Source organism: Kribbella sp. NPDC004138 (genome assembly GCF_053603655.1).
Map to the genome: position 1 here is coordinate 124,804 of NZ_JBSGFZ010000004.1, position 19,622 is coordinate 144,425.

A 19,622-nucleotide genomic window follows, 5' to 3' on the forward strand; every position below is an offset into this window, starting at 1 on the left:
GACACCGGCTCGACCGCTCCTCCCCACGACCCCAGTGAATCATGTGTGAACTCAGTTCACAAGCTACAATTCGGTGTAATATGAACACAGCTGCCCTGGTGTGTAACAACCAGAGCACGCAACCGATAACCCGGGTACACAGCGTGACGGTCGCCTGGAAGACTGCGGCCTTGTCGGTGTTGCTGGGCGGCGACGACACGGAGGGGATGGAATGGCGAACGGCAGAACGTCCGTTCAGGCAGCTGAATCGGACGGCCTGGGGATCGGCGCACTGGTCGAGGTTCGAGGTCAGCGATGGATCGTCGGAGACCTCGACAGTGGCGACTCGTGCACGTTGGTCACGCTGCAGAGCACCGAGGACGGCCGGTACGGCGACACTCTCGAAGTCGTGTGGGAGGTGGAGCCGGGGCGCCGCATTCTGCCCAGCGGTTCGTTGCCTGAGATCGCCGCCCGCCGCATGGATCCGCCCGAGCGGCTCGCGGCCTTCCTCGACGCAGTGCGGTGGTCCGCGGTGACGTCGGCCGACACCCGACTGCTACAGGCTCCATTCCGGTCCGGCGTGGCGATCGAGGACTATCAGCTCGAGCCGGTCGCACGAGCGGTTGACGCACCCCGGGTCAACCTGCTCCTGGCTGATGACGTCGGCCTCGGCAAGACGATCGAGGCCGGACTGGTCGCCCAGGAGCTCATGCTCCGCCACCGGGCCCGCCGGGTAATGATCGTCTGCCCGGCCGGCCTGACCCTGAAATGGCAGGACGAACTGGCGGAGAAGTTCGGTCTCGACTTCACCATCGTCGACTCCGACCGCTGCGCCGACGTACGCCGTACCTATGGCAGCGCGGCCAACCCGTTCCACATCTATCCGCTCACCATCGTCAGCCTGCCGTGGTTGCGGGGCCCGAAAGCACAGCGTTTGCTCCGCGAGGTCGTGCCGGCGGAGGGCCCGTCGTACCCGCGGACCTTCGATCTGCTCGTGCTGGACGAGGCGCACCACGTCGCACCAGCTGCTCCGAAGCAGCGATACGCCGTGGACTCGCAGCAGACGAAGCTTATCCGTTGGCTCGCCCCGCACTTCACGCACAGATTGTTCCTCTCGGCCACGCCCCACAACGGCTACCAGGAGTCGTTCACAGCGCTCCTCGAGATCCTCGACGATCAGCGCTTCGCCCGCGGGGTCGAGCCAGACCGGCGTGCGGTTCGCGAGTCTGTTGTACGGCGACTCAAGCGCGACATCGTGAACGCCGACGGGCAACCCCGGTTCGTCGAGCGGGTCGCGACGGCGATGCCGGTCGAGTATCCGGAGAGCGAGCGGGAGATCCACGGCCTCCTGACCGACTTTGCCCGCATCCGGCGGCAGCGGATCCCGACTCGCGGTGGGCGGAAGGCGACCGACCTGGTCACGTTGCTGCTGAAGAAGCGGATGTTCTCCAGCCCGGCTGCGCTCGCGCACACCGTCGGCGTCTACATCGAGACGCTCGAGACCAAGCGCGGCACGCGCCGCGCGGTCGCGGGCGACGATGTGCCGGAGTGGTTGGACGAGTTCTTCGAGGTCACAGCGACGTACGACGACGAAGAGCTCGCCGACGCCGAGGATGACGCGATCGGCCGCTCGCAGTCACTACAGGCCTCGGCGGATGACGTCGAGACGAGCCTGCTCAGGCGGATCGAGTCCTGGGCACTGGCTCAGGAGGCCCGCCCGGACGCGAAAGCCCGCGAGCTCGTGAAGTACCTCAGTGCGGTTTGCCGTCCCGACGGCGCGCACTGGTTGAACAACCGCGTCGTCGTGTTCACCGAGTACCGCGACACCCAGCGTTGGCTCGCGGACATCCTCCGCCAGGAAGGGCTCGGCGGAGACCGGCTCGAGCTTCTGCACGGCGGCCTGCCGACCGACGAGCGTGAACGCCTCCGACTCGCGTTCCAACGGGAGCCGAGCGAGCATCCGGTGCGAATCCTGCTCGCGACCGACGCTGCAAGCGAGGGCATCGACCTGCAGAACTACTGTCACCGGCTCGTCAATTACGACATCCCCTTCAACCCGAACAAACTCGAGCAGCGGATCGGCCGCGTCGATCGGTACGGCCAGACCGTGGCACCCGACATCCGGCACTTCGTCGGCACTGGGTGGGATCGCGCCGCCGACTCCTACGAGGCGGATCTGGAGTTCCTGTCCCGGGTGGCGAAGAAGGTATCCCGGATGGAGGAAGACCTCGGCGCGGTCAACAGCGTGCTGGCCGACGCAGTCCAACGTCGGATGCTGGGGCAGCGAGTCGATGTCGACGTCGAGAACGTCCACAAGCCGACCGAACGCGACCTGCCTGCTGAAGCGACATCCGGCGTTCGCGAGCAGGTACGTCGTTTGCGGGACAACGTCGAGCAGACCACGCAAGCGCTCAACATCACGCCGGGTAGCGTCAAACGCGTCGTCGATACAGCTCTGGGACTTGCCCGGCAACAACCGCTCAAGTGGCACCTCGACGAGAAGGCGCTCGCCGAGGGCATGTACGACGTACCTCCACTGACGGGGTCATGGCAGCGGGCAACAGTCGGCCTGTACGAGAAGCTCGACCGACCCGGCGAGGATCCGCGGCAACTGCCGATCACCTTCGACGGTGCGGTGGCGAACGGCCGTGACGACGTCGTACTGGCTCACTTGAACCACCCGCTGGTCGCTATGTCGACGAGACTACTGCGAGCTGCGGTGTCGAGCCCTGAGGTCGGCCTGCATCGCGTCACGGCTGTGGTGAGCGACGATCCGACGCTCGAAGACGTGCTCGTCGGCGCGTACTCGCGGTTTGTCCTCGTCGGCGCAGACGGTGTGCGCCTGCATGAGGAGGTCCTGTATGCCGGTGGATGGATCCCGCAGACCGGGCGATTCCGCCGGCTCGAGAACCTCACTACGCTCGGCGGTCTGCTGGACCGCGCACTGTCGGAGGGCATCGAGGCATCCGCCGTCGTGCAGGCGCGGATCGCCGAGCGCTGGCCAAACGTCAGCGACGGCCTGCTGGCCGCGATCGACTGGCGGGCTCGGAATCGGCAGGAGTCGTTGGATCGCCAGCTTGCGCAGCGTCGGGAATCCGAGGAGGCCCGGATCACTGCGAACCTTGACCGGTTCGCCGCGACATTGCGCGACAAGCTCGCGCAGGAGGACGATGACGACGGCATGCTAATCCCCACGATAGATCTGAAGAGTCCCGAAGAGTTGGCTCAGTACCGGCGCGACCGCGCGTCGTGGGAGACAAAGCTCGCCGGCATCAACGAGACCCGCGATCGTGAGCTCGCCTTGATCGCGGACCGGTATCGGGACACTCAATGGCATCAGTTCCCGGTCGCCGTCGTGTTCGTCGTACCGCGGCGGGAGGCAGTCCGATGAGCCCGGCACCCCGTCGGCGTCGTGGCCACGCGCCGGACGGCGCGCAAGAGCACCGCGACTGGCTCGCTCTGGTCGAGACCTCCGGTCCGTTCCTCAGCATTCCGGTACTTCGTCGCGCCTGGCCCAGTCTTGACGCGATCGATGCCAAGCAGCGTGAACGTCTCCGTATCGAACATGCGGCCTGGCAGGAGGACGCCGGTGCCGGGCAAGCGGCGTGGATCGACTACGTTCTGCGCGAGCTCCTCGAATGGCGCGACGATCTGCATACCGACGACCTTGATGCATTCACGGTCGAGGTCGGTGAGCACGATAGTCAGGTGACACCGTCCTTCGTGCTGCCGAGCCCTGGCGAAGACCCGAAGCTCGACAATGCGCGGCTGCTGGGCATGGTCGTGGAGTCCGGCCAGCACCCGACGGCCCGCTTCGCTGGGTCAGAGTGGGCGGCAACTCCAGTGGACCGGATCGCGTTGCTCTGCAGGCGGCATGGGGTCGAGCTCGGCCTGATCACGGATGGCCGGTGGTGGGCGCTCGTCTACGCGCCGAAGGGCAAAGCGACCGGCACTGCCGTGTTCGACGCTGTCGCGTGGCCGGAGGCTGCGGAGCGCATTGTCCTTCGAGCGTTCTACTCCTTGCTTCGCCGTCAGCGGTTCTTCGGTGTGCCGGACGACGAGACACTGGTTGCCCTGTTGCATGGCAGCGAAGCCGCCGGCGAGGAGATCACCGAGCGGCTTGGCGTGCAAGTCCGGCAGGCGGTTGAGCTGTTGGTCGCCGCGATCGGCCGATCCGACTTGCAGGCGCGGGAACGCGACGAGCCTGGACTGACCGATGTGTCGGCGCACGACGTCTATCGCGGCGCGGTGTCGGTGATGATGCGGATCGTGTTCCTCCTGTTCGCAGAAGAGCGAAGACTGCTGCCGTCGGACAACGACCTGTACGCAAGCTCCTACTCAGCCGGCCGGCTGTGCGCCGAGCTGGAGGAGCGGGCACTGGAGGGCACCGAAGACGAGCTAGCGAACACGTACGGCGCATGGCATCGGCTGCTCGCCCTGTTCTCGGCCGTGTATCACGGATTCGAGCACCCACGACTCGTCATGCATGGGCACGACGGTTCATTGTTCAACCCGGATGCTTACCCGTGGCTGCCGCTGACCATCGACGACCGGACAGTACTGCACATGCTTCGCTCAGTGCAGTACGTCGAAATCGGCACAGGCAGGTTGCGCGAACGACGCGCGCTGAGCTTCCGATCGCTCGACGTCGAGCAGATCGGCTATGTGTACGAAGGCCTGCTCTCCTTCAACGGCTACTACGCCGACGAGCTCATGGTGGGTCTGGTCGGCAAGGAAGGTCTAGAGGAGGAGGTCCGCCTGCGCGACCTGGAGTCGCTTGCTGCTACGACCACCGATGTGCCTGCACTCGCAGCAGCGCTGGCCGAGCGCTACAAAGACTCCAAGATCGGCTCGACCGCGGCGCTCACGAAGAGGCTCACACCACTCGACGGCGTGGACCGCGAAGAGGCCCGCAAGCGCCTGCTGGCTGTTGTCGCTGGCGACTACCCATTGGCCGAACGGCTCCTCCCGTTCTATGGGATCATCCGCCAAGATCTACGCAGCCTGCCGGTCGTCATTCTGTCCGGTGGCCTATTCGTCACGGAGTCATCGCTCCGGAAGACAACCGGAACGCACTACACGCCCCGTCAACTGGCTGAACAGGTCGTTGAAGGCGCACTGGAGCCGCTCGTCTTCTCACCTGGACCGCTCGACACTGCCGATACCAAGCAGTGGGTGCCGAAGTCGAGCGCAGAGATTCTGTCGCTCAAGGTCGCCGACATCGCAATGGGCTCCGCAGCATTCCTGGTCGCCGCGGCTCGTTACCTAGGCGCTCACCTAATCGGCGCATGGTCGCGCGAGGACGATCCGCGGGCGGTCGAATACGTCGCCCGCGGCAACGATGGAGGTGCCGAAGCAGACGAGGATCCGCTCGTCATCGAGGCTCGGCGCCAGATCATCGAGCACTGCCTGTACGGCGTCGACATCAACCCAATGGCTGTCGAGATGGCCAAACTATCCCTGTGGTTGGTCTCGATGGACCCCGAGCGCCCCTTCACCTTCCTCGATGACCGTCTAGTGGCAGGCGATTCGCTGCTGGGCATCACGTCGCTGGAGCAACTCGAATACATGCACCTCAACCCAGCCGCCGGCCGCAAGCTCCACGAGGATCTGTTCAGTTGGGCCTCTGGCGTACGGTCGCTGGTTGGTGAGGCGGCTGCTGAGCGTCGCAAACTGACCGAACTCGACTCCGACGGCTCCGATCCACTCGCAGCACTGACCGCCAAACGCGCCATCCTCAACGACGTCGGCGACCGCACGAAGCAACTGCATCTGTTCGCGGACCTCATGGTCGGTGCCTCCCTAGCCAACGCCAATCGTGGCCCTGCCGGGTTCGACACAGCATCTGTCACCTCAGCCGAACTCGCCGCCAAGGTCGCATCAGGCGCTGCAGATGATACGGACACCGAAGACAAGCGCGTCCGCTGGCTGGCCACCGACCGAGTAGCCGATGGCTTCGACCGCAAGCCCATCCACTGGCCACTAGAATTCCCTGAGGTTTTCGAGAACGGCGGCTTCGATGCGATCATCGGGAATCCCCCATTCATGCGCGGCTCCGGCATTACAGGGAATCTCGGGCATGCGTACCGTGAATATCTCGTCAATCAGATCGGCCACGGCCTTCGAGGGAATGCCGACATTGTCGCTTTCTTCATCCTGCAGTCACATAGTCTCGTAAACTCAGTTGGCCAAGTCGGCCAAATAGCGACCAATACGCTCGCACAGGGAAACGCACGAGATGTTAGCCTTGGACAACTCTTGATCAGCGGCGTCACCATCCGCAAGTCGATAAAGAGTGAACCATGGCCAACACGGAGTGCCGCTGTAGAATATTGCGCAATTTGGACGTCGCAACTGGCTCTTGGCCATGGAGTGCCTTGCATATCCGACGGGCGGCCTGTCGCTGGAATAACGTCGTCACTTGATCCCGCCTCCAGAGCCGAAGGAGACCCTGAGACTCTTGCCGCAAACAAGGGCATGGCATTCATCGGAACATACCCTCTCGGCACAGGCTTTGCCCTTGACACCGTCGCTGCCGCGACATTGATCGCCAGCGATTCGCGAAATCGTGACGTAGTGTTCCCGTATCTAGTCGGGGACGATGTAAATTCGCGGCCAGATCATAGCGCGAGCCGATGGATCGTCAACTTTCACGACTGGAGCGAAGCCCACGCGAGGACGTATCCGCAATGCTGGGACCACATAGAACGCGGCGTCAGGCCCGAACGCCAGCGCGCAAGCGAAGCACGTCTCCGTACGGCTTGGTGGAGGTACAAGCGACCGACACCGGCGTTGAAAGCAGCGATCGCCGGACTCGAGCGAGTCCTGGTCCTCGCCCAAGTGAGCAAGACCGTCATCCCGGTATTTGTCCCCAATGGACAAGTGTTTGACCAGAAGCTGATCGTCTTTGCAAGTTCGGACGCAGGATTGCTCGCATCCCTAACGAGCAACATGCACTTCGCATGGACCACCCGATATAGCGCCACAATGAAGGCCGATCTCAGCTATTCCCCATCCGAGGTATTTATGACAATTCCGCTGCCTGAGCCCTCTCAGGATCTCCGGATCCTCGGCGATCGACTCGATAAATTTCGCCGATCAACAATGAATGCACGCCAACTCGGATTGACCAAGCTTTACAATCAGGTCTTCGACGCGAGTATGCGGGATCCTGAGATCGAGGAGTTGCGGCGGATTCATCGGGAGATCGATGTCGCGACAGCTCGGGCCTACGGGTGGGATGATCTGCTCGAACAGGGACTGGATCACGGGTTCCATCAGGCCGGCGCATATGTACGGTACACAATCGGACCCGCGGTCCGGCAGGAGATTCTTGATCGGCTGCTGGAGCTGAACCACCAGCGGCACGCCGACGAGGTGAGGGCCGGTATGCACGCCAAGAAGAAGCTTAAGAAGGCGCGTCCGGCGAAGCCCGCGGCTGAATCGCCACAGGATGGGCTGTTTGAGCTACCAGCAGGCGACGACCGCAGTTCAGCCATCCAGGACGGGGGCAAGTGATGACGGAGTCGCAAGGCTCAGAGGCAGAGGGAGCGGAGGGGCGAGACATAACGCCACAAGGCGCGGCACAGAGCACAGCGGCTTCTCTGGACTTCGCGCAAGAGTTCGACGGCGGTACGTCGTACGAGATCCGCGACGAGATCGAAGAACTGCTGCGGCGGGATCTTCTCGGGCCGTGGGGCAACCAGACGGAGCGGCTGCCAACGAGCGAACGCCCGCGCGAGCGTTACCTCATCGGCATGCTGGGGCCCCGGCACGATGCGAAGTCAGTGATTACCGATGCTAGCGATGTCCCTGACACACAGATCGGCGTCGAGGCGGACGCTAGCGACCCCGAGCTGCCGGAGATCCTGACCCCGCAGAGCCTGGGGCGAATCTGGGCTTCCTCGATGGGCATGTCGTTTGCCGTATCGGAGGATGTAGACGTCCTCACGGTTCGCTACGAGTGGGCGCGGTACGAGCGTCGCCAGGCCACGGATGAGAAAGGCAAAACGTCGCGGGCCTGGGAGCGTGAGCCCTTTGCCGACGAGCGGCAGGTCCGGATCGATGGTGGTTCGAGGCAGGACCGCCTTCCGCTCACGGCCTCCACGGAGACTGAGCCTGGCGTTCAGCTTGCGGTGACCGTTCGGCCGCGGGAGGGGCGGAGGGTTGTCGAACTCGCACTGATCAACGCCCAAGCGGAACCGATCAGCGGTGACAAGGAGCCTGCTTGGCTCTTCCAGACGAAGCTGACGGTGACGGCCACTGACACCACACCGATCTTCCTGCCGGTCGAGCCAGCTGTTCAAGGCGAGTCGTCGCTGGACGAGCCTGAAGACGTCCACCTCCAACTGCTCTACCGTCACCAACACCGGTACGCCAACGGCCGCAATGTCGCCGTTGACGCTATGGTTCGCGACGGTGAAAGTTCGGCGTACCAGCTGCAGACCACCTGGCTGCCTGCGTACGAGGTCCCGCCGACAGTCGCCCCGACAGGCAGCGGATCGCCACTCGTCGACGTCGAGCTCTCGATGGACGCGCTTGCCACCGCGACCCCGCAGGAACTCGCCACAGGCCTCGAACCACTGGTGTCGAAATACCGAGACTGGATCGGCGAGCGGGAACGGGAGATTGGCAGCCTACCGGCCAGGCTGCAGCCCTCGGCCCACGGCGCCATCGCTGCGGCGCTGGAGGCAGCGGATCGGATCGAGGCCGGCGTCAAGCTCCTTGCAGACCCGACGGCCGATCGGCACGCGGAGGCGTTGGAGGCCTTCCACTTCGCCAACGAGACGATGGCGTTGCAACGGCGCCACACTGCAATTGCCCGCATCCGCCAGGAAGAAGAGCTCGATTACCGTGCCGCGGCCGCAAAGGTCGAGGCCGAAGGCGCGAAGGCCGCGTCGTGGCGCCCGTTCCAGCTGGCGTTCGTCCTGCTCAACCTACCGTCTCTGACGAACCCAGCACATCCCGAGCGCGCGGCAACACCTGAGGCTGTTGTCGACCTCCTGTTCTTCCCGACCGGTGGCGGCAAGACCGAGGCGTACCTGGGCCTCACGGCGTACACGCTAGGTATCCGCCGACTTCAAGGCATCGTGGGCACCGCCGACGATGCCCGCGACGGCCTTGCCGGTACCGCTGTGCTGATGCGATACACGTTGCGTCTCCTCACGGCCCAGCAGTTCCAGCGTGCCTCCGCACTGATTTGTGCAGCCGAAGTGCTCCGTCGGCAGAACGAGAGCCGCTGGGGAACCGAGCCTTTCCGGATCGGTCTGTGGGTCGGGTCTGGCGTCTCTCCGAACTGGTACGACGACGCGGCGACGCAGATCTCCGAAGCGCGTGCCTCCGGCGACGGGCGCCATACGAACGTGCTGCAGGTGCTCGCATGTCCCTGGTGCGGTACGCCGTTGCGCACCGAACGTGACCTGGAGTTCAACGACGAGACTCGGCGCGTCATCCTGCATTGCTCGAACGGCGAAGGCGTCGATGCCTGCCCGTTCTCGCGGCGCCGCGCCGCGGAGGGCCTGCCGATCCTGACCGTCGACGAAGAGATCTACCGCTACGCGCCTAGCCTCGTCATCGCCACCGTCGACAAGCTCGCGCAACTTCCATGGCGAGGCTTCGCCGGCCACCTGTTCGGGCATGTCACAGAGAGGTGCCCACGGCACGGATACCGCCATCCCGACCTCGATCCGCGAGTCAAGTGTGGAGGTCGCCACAACCGAAGCAAGGGTGGCCTCGGCGCAGTCGTCAGCCACCCGGTCCGGACACTCCGCCCACCAGACCTAATCATCCAGGACGAGCTCCACCTCATCTCCGGCGCACTTGGTACGACGGTCGGTCTGTTCGAGGCCGCCGTGGATCAGCTCTGCACGTGGTCAGTGGAGGGCACGGCTCACGACGTCGGCCCAAAGATCGTTGCCTCGACGGCCACGACCAAACGGGCGCGGGCGCAAGTGCTCGGACTGTTTGCCCGCGACCTCGCAGTCTTCCCGCCGCAGGTGTCCGACGTCCGCGACACCTTCTTCTCCAAGCAGGTCGAGATCACGCCGATGCAACCAGGACGTCGATACCTCGGCATCTGCGCGCACGGCGTACGCATGAAGGCCGCCGAGATTCGTCTCGCGGAGATCCTGCTCCTCGCAGGTCAGACCGCCTTCGACAAGCACGGTGCACCCGCCGACCCATACATGACTCTGGTCGGCTACTTCAACGCCGTGCGCGAGCTGGCCGGCATGCGCCGGTATGTCGATGACGATGTGACCACTCGCGTACGTCGAGACGGCCGCCGGCTGCGCGGGATCTCGAACCGCATCGTCACCCGGACCGGAATGCTCGCGACTCAGGAGCTCACCTCCCGGATCTCCTCGGCGGACATCAGCGACGTGCTCGCCCGACTCGAGCTCGGGTTCGACGACGAGCTCGACACAAGTGATCGGCGGCGCGCGATTGTAGATGATCTGCGGGAAGCGCTGAGCGGCAGCAGCCGGGCCCGTCGGGAACCGCACGCTCTTGCGAGCCGCTGGACCGAACGCCGGCGAAACGGGAAAGATCCAGTCGACGTCGTACTCGCAACGTCGATGCTGCAGGTCGGTGTTGACGTGTCCCGCTTCGGTCTGATGATGGTCACGGGCCAGCCCAAGAACACCGCCGAGTACATCCAGGCGACGTCCCGGGTCGGCCGGGATGCGAAACGGCCGGGCCTGGTCGTCACCCTCTACAACTGGGCGCGCCCGCGGGATCTCGCTCACTTCGAGGACTTCGCCCACTACCACGCGACGTTCTATCAGCAGGTCGAGGCCCTCTCGGTCACTCCGTACACGCGGCGCTCGCTCGATCGCGGCGCAGCCGCCACCTTCGTTACGGCGGTCCGCCACGCAGCTTCAACGTACTCCCGAGATATCGATGCACACGACGTACCGCTGGATGCGCCACTCGTGCAGGAGATCGTCGACCGGTTCGCACGGCGCGCAGAACATATTGACGGCCCACGCGGGCGACGTCACCTGGAGGAGAAGGTCCGCGCGATCATCGATCGCTGGCAGGACAAGAAGTCGCGCCCTGCCCGTCTCGCGTACGAGGCGTCACGGCGAGACAAGGAGCAACTGCAGCCACTGCTAGAACGTGCCGGCAGCGACAAGTGGAATGTGCTCACGGTCGGGCTTTCCATGCGCGAGACGGAACCGGACGTCAACCTTCTGGTGCCAGGAGGTGACCAGCTCTTCTCCCCGCTGTTCAACGCACCGGGCTGGTCGTTCCGGCCGCCGGACTCGGAGGGCACTGCACAAGCTGGAGAGGACGGAGAGGACGAGTGAGCGGCAAGCACATCCGACGCGTCGGGACTGCTCGACCCAGCCACCTGATGTTCACCAGCGGCGTCGGCGCGCTCGTGGACCTGCCTAACTTCTCTGTGCTCGTGCAGGGACTCGATGAGTGGCAGTACGGCGGCGTACCACCTGAGCTACAGACGATCGGCGAGGTGCCGCCCCACCTGATGCGGGCAGTTCGGAAACTCGCCGGAAGGTCGGTCAAGGAACTCCGTCCGGCTCCGCGAATGCCGGAGTCCGACTATCTCCGCACCGACGACCCATCACTGCGTGTCGGCGCACCCGCGGTGCCGTTCCCTGGCTGGCTTCGTTGTACGGCGTGTGACGAGCTCGCATCGATCGCGTCAAAGGCCTTCGGGTTCGAGAACAGTCGGGTACGGCGCCCACACGACGCCCGCTTCTTCCACGCGAACTGCGGACGCAAGCGTGGTGGTCGGGCACCACTAGCGGTCGCGGCCCGATTTGTACTCGCCTGCCAGGCCGGCCACCTCGACGACTTCCCTTACGTGCTGTTCGTCCACAGCGGGGGCAGTTGCCCAGAAGGCGCGGAGAACCCACGGCTGCGGATGGAGGACCGCGGCGGCATGCTCGGAGCGAACGTCCAGATCACCTGTCTGGCCTGCAAAGCCACCCGGAATATTCGGCAGGCGCTCGGCGAGCGTGGCCGGGAGAGCTTGCCGTTCTGTCGTGGCCGGCATCCGCACCTGGGTAACCACTTCGAGGAGTGCGGCGCCGAGGCAAAGCTGTTGGTCGTTGGCGCATCCAACCAGTGGTTCGCCCAGACACTGAACGCCCTGGCCGTGCCGAAGCCCGCCGCCGATGAGCTGCACCTCAAGGTCGAATCTCATTGGGCCGCTCTGGAGGCAATGCCTGGTCTGGAGATGATTCCTTATCTGCGGACCGTCGTTCCGGCGCTGCGTGAGTTCGAGAAGTGGAGTGATGCGCAGCTCTGGGACGCCGTACAGGCCCGCCGCGCAGCGGGTGAGCAGAGCGCCGATGACGATGCCGTACCTGATCTCCTCGCGCCGGAGTGGGAAGTCTTCACGGCCGAGCGGGCTCCGGATCCATCGGACGACTTCACCATCTCACGGTCCGCGGACGGCGTACCCGCGTTGCTGAAGAATCTGTTCGACGACGTGGTGCAGGTGGAACGACTGCGTGAGGTTAGGGCCCTCGCGGGGTTCACGCGGCTGGACGCGCCTGATCCGGAGGATCCCAATCTCGTCACGCGGGTAAAACTGTCGCGAGGCGAGCCGACCTGGCTTCCGGGTGCGGAGGTGCGCGGCGAGGGGATCTTCCTGCGCTTGCCCGAGGAGCTGATGCGGGACTGGGAGGGACGTGTCGAGCAGTCTCCTGAGATACGCCGACACTTCGAGGCGTACGGACGGTTCCGCGCGAATAGGTACTCCGACCGCCTCGGGGCGGGATTCGATCCTTTCGACGGGTGGCCGGGTGAGCGATACATCGCGCTGCACACGCTGTCGCATCTACTCATCCGTACGATTGCGCTCGAGTGCGGATACAACGCCGCGAGCCTGTCGGAACGGATCTACACCACGTCACGCGACGGTGAGCCGCGGGCCGGAATCCTCATCTACACAGCGGTTCCCGATGCCGAGGGGACGCTCGGCGGCTTGGTGTCACAGGCCGAGCCGCGCACCCTGGAGAGGCTCGTCAGGACGGCTCTGCATGGTGCTATGCACTGCTCGTCGGATCCGTTGTGCGCCGAGCGGCTCCCACACACACCCGAGGATTTCCTGCATGGTGCTGCGTGCCATGTTTGCCTGTTCCTGTCCGAAACTACGTGTGAACGCGGCAACAGGTTCCTAGACAGGAGGTTCGTCGTACCGATCGACGACCGGAGTCTGGCACTGTTCCGGGATCTTCCGTGAACGACGTCGGCGTTGGAGAACCCATCGAACAACTCGGTCTGAGCGGCGTGGCTTTCGCCGAGCGCTGGGGCCCGGCCAGGCTGCGCACGACGCTGTCCAAGGTCGCCGCCGGCATCTCGAGCGAGGTGCTACGGGCCACGTCGCACAGCACGGAGTACGCCGAATCGATCGATGCGTTGCGGTCCGCGATCGAACATTCTGGCCGGCCGAGGAACGAGGCACTTGCGTTGCTGGAAGGCATCGTGACCGGATACACCCGCGGCGCGAGTTCTGTGCGTGCTGAACTGGTTTGGAGTGGGCCGAGCACACATCGCGTCCCAGTGCGCTCGACTGCGCAGGTTCTGATAGACGTCATCGAGGCGGCCGAACATGATGTATTGCTAATGACTTACTCTGCCAAGCCGTACCCACCGCTGCTCGCAGCGTTGACCGCGGCTCGGAGCCGTGACGTCGCCGTCACTGTGATCGTCGAAACGATCCAGGGCGCGGCCGGAGCCATCGTCGGTTCGGAGCCCGCCACAGCCTTCCTCGAGGTGCCGGGTGTCGAATTGTGGCACTGGCCAGTCGGCCGGAGAACGGAGACTGGGGCGAAGATGCACGCCAAGCTCGCTGTCGCTGACAGCCGGTTGCTGTTCGTCTCCAGTGCCAACCTGACGCAATCGGGCGTTGCCAAGAACATCGAGGCAGGGGTGCTCATCCAAGGGGGCTACGCCCCGACACGCGCGATAGAGCACATCCGGGAGCTGCGGGCGGGCGGAACATTGAGTCGTCTGCAGGTCGGTGAGCCCGGGACGGTGGTCCGATGACCGAATCCAGCGTCACCGTCGCGGCGCTGGACATCGCCCGGATTGCCGGAGTGGGGCGCGCTGCGGTCAGCAACTGGCGTCGCAGGTACCCGGACTTCCCACAACCGGTGGGAGGCACAGCGAGCAGTCCACTGTTTTCCTTGGGCGAGGTCGAGAGTTGGCTCGGAGAACACGGCAAGTCGTTCCGCATGAGCGATGTCGATCGACTCTGGCAGCTTCTGCGCTCCGCCGTCGACGATGTGCAGCTTCGAGAGTTCATGGGTCATCTCGGCGCATTCCTCGTACTCGTCCAGCGCCAGGCCAAGGGACTAGGCCGGCTGTCCGGAGCAACGCTGGCAACCGCGCAGCGCGAGCACGCTGCGGCGGTCCCCGGTGACTTCCCGGACGACTTGCCCCACAACTGGGGCGCGATCTTCGCCGAGGCGGCCGAGCTGGCGGCAACTGACAGCGCCAGTCGCATCTACGAAGGTCTGTGCCAGCAGTACTTCGAAGCAATATCGCGCCGCGGAGGCACCGCCTCAGGTGATGTCGCAAGCCTCGTCCTCGATCTGGTCCGCGAGGTCGCGCCTCCCGGGTCCAGCGTGCTCGATCCATCGTGCGGCTTCGGAAACCTGTTAGTCGCGGCACGGACACGCGGCCTCCGTCCGACACTGGGCCAAGAGGCGGATGAGGCGACCGCGCGGGTAGCCGCCGCACGGCTCTTGCTCGGGGGTGGAGCCGACGCGGACGTTCAGATCCACCTTGGCGACGCTTTACGCGCGGATGCGTTCGAAGGCGCCACCGTAGGTGTGGCAGTCTGTGACCCAACCGTCGAGCGAACCTGGGGATACGACGAGCTTGTCGCGGATCCGCGGTGGACATACGGATTGCCACCCAGAACCGAGCCCGAACTCGCATGGCTGCAGCAATGCTTGACTCACCTCGGTCCAGCTGGGGCCGCCGCGGTCGTTCTGCCGTCAGCGGTTGCTGGTCGGCGGGCCGGCCGCCGGATCCGGGGCAATCTGCTACGTGCCGGACTGGTGCGGGCAGTTATCGGACTCCCTCAGAGCTCAGGGTTGTCCGGGCCGAGAGATCTCTGGATTCTTGTCCGACCCGATCAGGGTGAGATCCCCCAGCAGGTGCTGCTGACCGATCACTCGCTCGATGCCGATGCGGTTCGGGCGGCCTGGCGGGCATTCCTCAAGTCCGAGCCCCTGCCGTCCGCGGCCCACGCCGTACGGGTGATCGAGCTGCTCGACGACGAGATCGACCTTAGCCCTGCGCGTTACCTCGTCACGGAGAGCCCGTCCGAAGGCGGGTACGCCGAACTCGCCAGTCGGTGGACTCGGCTCCTGAGGGAGCTCGGAGATGCGCTGCCCGATCTGGACACAGGCGCCAGAGGTGCTGCCACCAGCCAGACCACGGTTAGCGAGTTGGCGAAGGCTGGCCTGGTCAGCATCCAGCAAGCCCCGATGAAGATGGACTCCGACACCGGTGCTCGGCCGGTTCTGACCGCGCACGACGTGCGGCATGGGAGCGGGCCGTCCGGCCGTGGAGATCCGTTGCCGGGGGCAATTGATCTCAAGGCCGGCGATGTCGTCGTACCGGTCCTGCGCGATGGACAGGTACGGGTCGTGCAGGAGTCGGGCGCGCTACTCGGGCCCAACCTGGTTGTGTTGCGACCGGATCCGCAACGGATCGATCCTGAGTTCTTGGCCGGCTGCATTCGGTCGGCGACACAGGAATCGCCGGGACGGTCTCTGACGATCTCGGCACGGTTCGATATCAGGCGAGTGGGTGTCCCTCGGCTCGGGATCGACGAGCAGCGGCAGAGGGGCGCGGTCTTCAGGTCGCTGGCCGCTACCGAGCACAGGCTCGGCGAACTCGAGAAGATCGGGCAGCAGCTCATCCGTTCTGCCCGGCGGGGGCTCATCCACGGTGAGCTACGTCCGCGTCAGCCGGAGCCGTCATGAGCAGACGTGTCGTCGGTGGACGCTACGAACTCGAAGCTCTGCCTCTGGCCCGTGGCGGCATGGGCGAGGTCTGGGTCGGTCGCGACGTGAAGCTGGAACGCGAGGTCGCTGTCAAGTTCCTCCGTGTTCCGGACGGCACTCCGGACGAGGAACTCGTCCGGCGCTTCGTTCGCGAGTCTCGCATCACTGCCCGACTAGAACATCCGGGAATCCCGTCGGTATACGACGTTGGCACCGACGAGGACCGGCCATACCTGGTGATGCAGCGCATCCACGGCAGCACGATCGCCGACGTTATCGCCGAGAACGGCCGACTGCCGATCGGCTGGGCTGCCGCGATCGCGGCTCAGGTATGCGCCGTTCTGACCGTGGCGCACCGAGCGTCACTCGTACACCGCGATCTCAAGCCCAGCAACCTGATGTTCTGCCCCGACGGAACAGTCAAGGTGCTGGATTTCGGTCTGGCGGTAGCGCTCGACCTCGCCGACATCTCGCAGATCACACGCACCGGCCAGACAATCGGGACACCGGCGTACATGGCGCCCGAACAGGTGATGGCCGCACTCAGTGGCCCACGCAGCGACCTCTACGCGCTCGGCTGCTGTCTGCACGAGATGCTCACCGGCAGGCAGACGTTCGGCGGACCGACGCCGTACTCCGTGATGAATAAGCAGGTTGGCGAGCGGCCAATGGCCGCTCGCAGTACCCGGTCCGAGATTCCTGCAGAGCTGGACGAGCTCGTTCTCGAATTGCTGGAGAAACAGCCAGACGACCGCCCGGACGGTGCAGAGATGGTGTTCGAACGGCTACGGCCTTTCGTCAGGGGCCTGGGGCCACTGCCACCGGTCCTGCGGGCAACGGACGGCTATGACGCCGTACGTATGTACGCCGCGGTGCTCGCACAGGTGGGTCCAGGAGACGACCAGGAGGTCAGCACGCCGCCTGCCGCGCCGGTTGAACCACGCAGCGAGCAGTTCAGCCGTGGACGACTGGATCGCGCGCGTAAGCAGGCCGGCGAGCTCATCGAGCAGTCACGCTTCAGTCAGGCTGCTCAGGTTCTCGATGCCGTGGCCGGCCCAGCGACCCAGACTCTCGGACCAACCGATCCGGCCGTTGTCAGCCTCCGGCTCGAGCTCGCGAACGCGCTGTTCGAGGGTGGCGACTACCGGAACGCCGCGCCTGCGTACCGGCGGTTGGGGCTGGACGTCGCCGAGCACAACGACCCGGACTCGGAGCTCGCCTTCCGCTGCCGTCTCCAGGACGCGACCTGTCGCGCTCTGATCGGTGAAACCGACGACGCGATCACGCAGTTACAAGCCTTGCTCAAAGACATGACTCGTGTCGACGGCGCCATGGATGCTCGCACGCTCGACCTGCGCCAACAGATCGGCCTCCTGCTCCTCGGCGCTGGGCGTGTCGATGAGGCAACACACGTCCTGGCCACGCTGTCGGTCGACCTGGAAAAGCTGCATGGGCGGGATCATCCTTTGACCTCCAAGGTTCAGGGACTTCTCAACGGCATCCGGCAACGGGAGGGATGACATGCCGCGACTTGGAATCGACAAGGACTTCCTTCGTGAGTACGCCCGGATGGATCGCAAGCTCCAGGATCGCGTTCAGGAGGTGTTCGCGAAGTTCGGCGCGGCAACACACGCCGGAATCCACCTCGAAAAGATCGCCAACGCCCGCGACGACCGGTTCCGGTCGATCCGCATCGACCAGTTCTGGCGAGGGATCGTGCTGGCCCCCGAGTCCGGCGACAGCTTTACGCTCCTCAAGGTGCTGCCCCACGACGATGCGTACGCGTGGGCTCAGCGCCGACAGGTGTCGGTCAACGCCGCGACCGGACAGATCGAGATCAGGGATGTCGCGGCGATTGACGCCACGATTCCCGAACTGGACCGATTCGCTGCTGGCAGAGCTGGCCGTCTCTTCGAGAACATCAACGACAAGGATCTGCGGCGCCTTGGGGTCGATGAGCAAACACTCCAGTTCGCCAGAGTCCTCACTGATGAGCTCCAGCTCGAAGCGGCACGCTCGTTCCTGCCACAGAACCAGTGGGAAGCTCTCTACGGGCTCGCCGCCGGGCTGTCTCCGGAAGAAGTATGGGCGGCGCTCGGCGTCCCGTCGAACGAGCCGATAGATCCGAACGACGTCACCGCTGCCGTGCGACGGACGACCGAACGTGTGCTGCTAGTCGACGGATCCGAAGAGCTCCTGGAGGTGTTCCGTCGTCCGCTCGATCTGTGGCGTATCTATCTCCACCCGGTTCAGCATCAGGTAGCCCATGCGACGTACAAGGGTCCTGCTCGGGTCACTGGTGGTCCGGGCACGGGAAAGACCGTTGTCGCGATCCACCGGGCCCGGCATCTGGGCGAACATGGCGACGGCAACGTGCTCGTGACAACATTCACTACGAACCTGGCCGCGAGTCTTCAAGCCGGCCTCGATCTGTTGGTGGAAGACGAGGATGTGCGGGACCGGATCGCCGTCCAGCACATCGACCAGTTCGCACACCAGGTCTTCCGGCAACGTCACGGCCATCCTCGATTGCTTTCAGACGAGACAGGTCACTGGCGCGAGATCCGGGAGCGGCTCGACCTGCCTTTCACGGAGACATTCCTCGCCGAGGAGTGGCGGCAGGTCGTGCTGGCACATCGGGTGCAGGACGCGCAGGCCTATTTGACGGCGAAGCGAAGTGGCCGTGGCCGACCGCTCACTGCACGGCAACGAAGTCAGGTTTGGGAGGCCATCGAGGACTTCCAGGAGCGGCTCCGCGATCAGCGGTTGTGGACGCATGAGACCATCCGCGCGGAGGCGACCGATCTGCTGGTCGCACAGGTGGACAAGCCATTCCGGCACATCGTGGTCGACGAAGCCCAGGACCTCAGCCCTGAGCAATGGCGGCTCCTCCGCGCGGCAACGCCCACTGCTCCAGATGACATCTTCATCGCCGGAGACACGCATCAGCGGATCTACCAACACCGCATCAGCCTTCGCGAGGTTGGGGTGCGCGTGTCCGGACGATCCACGCGGCTGACCGTGAACTATCGGACCACGGCCGAGATCCTCGCCTGGAGCTTCCGGATCCTCCGCGGTGAGGCGATCGACGACATGGACGGCGATCTGGACACTGTCGCGGGTTACAGATGCGAGACACACGGGCTTCCTCCAGAGCTGCGATCCTTCCAGACTCGGAGTGACGAGCTGCGAGGTTTGAGTCAACAGATCCAGTCCTGGACGTCGGCTGGTGTGCAACTCAACGAGATCGGCATCGCGGCCCGCTCCAACGGGCTCGTCGATGGCATCGTGAACGAGCTTACGAGATCCGGCCTCCCGGCCCACGCCATCGACCGGTCGAGCCCGCAGGCAGACGCAGTCGCGGTCGGAACGATGCACAAGATGAAGGGGCTCGAATTCCGGTGCGTTGCCGTTGCGGGCGTGACGGCTCAGCAGGTGCCCCCAACCAACGCGATCACTCCGATCGAAGACGATCGGGCCACGCATCTGCAGGACGTCCAGCGCGAGCGCTGCCTATTGTTCGTCGCATGCACGAGAGCACGCGAGCAGCTCTACGTCTCCTGGTATGGCGCACCGAGTGAGTTCATCACATAGCGCCTCGAGAGCGAGGAACCCTGAGTATGCGGCCACGCCTTCAATGTCTTACACCTG

8 protein-coding genes are annotated in these 19,622 nt (G+C 64.8%); all 8 read left to right on the forward strand.

Features of this window, described 5'->3' with window-relative positions:
* Window positions 1-211: 211 nt before the first annotated feature.
* Genes drmD through ACWEOO_RS06720 form a run of 8 tightly spaced genes read left to right on the forward strand, consistent with a single transcriptional unit; the run spans window position 212 to window position 19,565 of the window.
* Complete coding sequence (gene drmD, locus ACWEOO_RS06685) at window positions 212-3,370, forward strand: DISARM system SNF2-like helicase DrmD (RefSeq protein ID WP_452142145.1); 3,159 nt, start codon at window positions 212-214, stop codon at window positions 3,368-3,370.
* Window positions 3,367-7,497, forward strand: coding sequence for an Eco57I restriction-modification methylase domain-containing protein (locus ACWEOO_RS06690; protein WP_452142146.1), 4,131 nt, complete (start codon window positions 3,367-3,369; stop codon window positions 7,495-7,497). Before drmD ends, ACWEOO_RS06690 begins: the two co-directional genes overlap by 4 nt.
* A complete protein-coding gene (drmA, locus tag ACWEOO_RS06695; RefSeq protein WP_452142147.1) occupies window positions 7,497-11,288 on the forward strand; it encodes a DISARM system helicase DrmA in 3,792 nt (1,263 codons plus the stop codon). Before ACWEOO_RS06690 ends, drmA begins: the two co-directional genes overlap by 1 nt.
* Window positions 11,285-13,192, forward strand: coding sequence for a DrmB family protein (gene drmB / locus ACWEOO_RS06700; protein ID WP_452142148.1), 1,908 nt, complete (start codon window positions 11,285-11,287; stop codon window positions 13,190-13,192). The genes drmA and drmB overlap by 4 nt, the downstream gene beginning before the upstream one ends.
* The gene (gene drmC / locus ACWEOO_RS06705; RefSeq protein ID WP_452142149.1) at window positions 13,189-13,998 is read left to right on the forward strand and encodes a DISARM system phospholipase D-like protein DrmC; all 810 of its coding nucleotides are present in this window, start codon (window positions 13,189-13,191) and stop codon (window positions 13,996-13,998) included. Before drmB ends, drmC begins: the two co-directional genes overlap by 4 nt.
* On the forward strand, window positions 13,995-15,950 hold the full coding sequence (locus ACWEOO_RS06710; RefSeq protein ID WP_452142150.1) for an HsdM family class I SAM-dependent methyltransferase: 1,956 nt from the start codon (window positions 13,995-13,997) through the stop codon (window positions 15,948-15,950). The genes drmC and ACWEOO_RS06710 overlap by 4 nt, the downstream gene beginning before the upstream one ends.
* Entirely contained in the window at window positions 15,947-17,491 is a 1,545-nt protein-coding gene (locus ACWEOO_RS06715; RefSeq protein WP_452142151.1) for a protein kinase domain-containing protein, read from the forward strand. Before ACWEOO_RS06710 ends, ACWEOO_RS06715 begins: the two co-directional genes overlap by 4 nt.
* 49 nt (window positions 17,492-17,540) lie before the next feature.
* Entirely contained in the window at window positions 17,541-19,565 is a 2,025-nt protein-coding gene (locus ACWEOO_RS06720) for a UvrD-helicase domain-containing protein (protein WP_452142152.1), read from the forward strand.
* Window positions 19,566-19,622 lie beyond the last annotated feature (57 nt).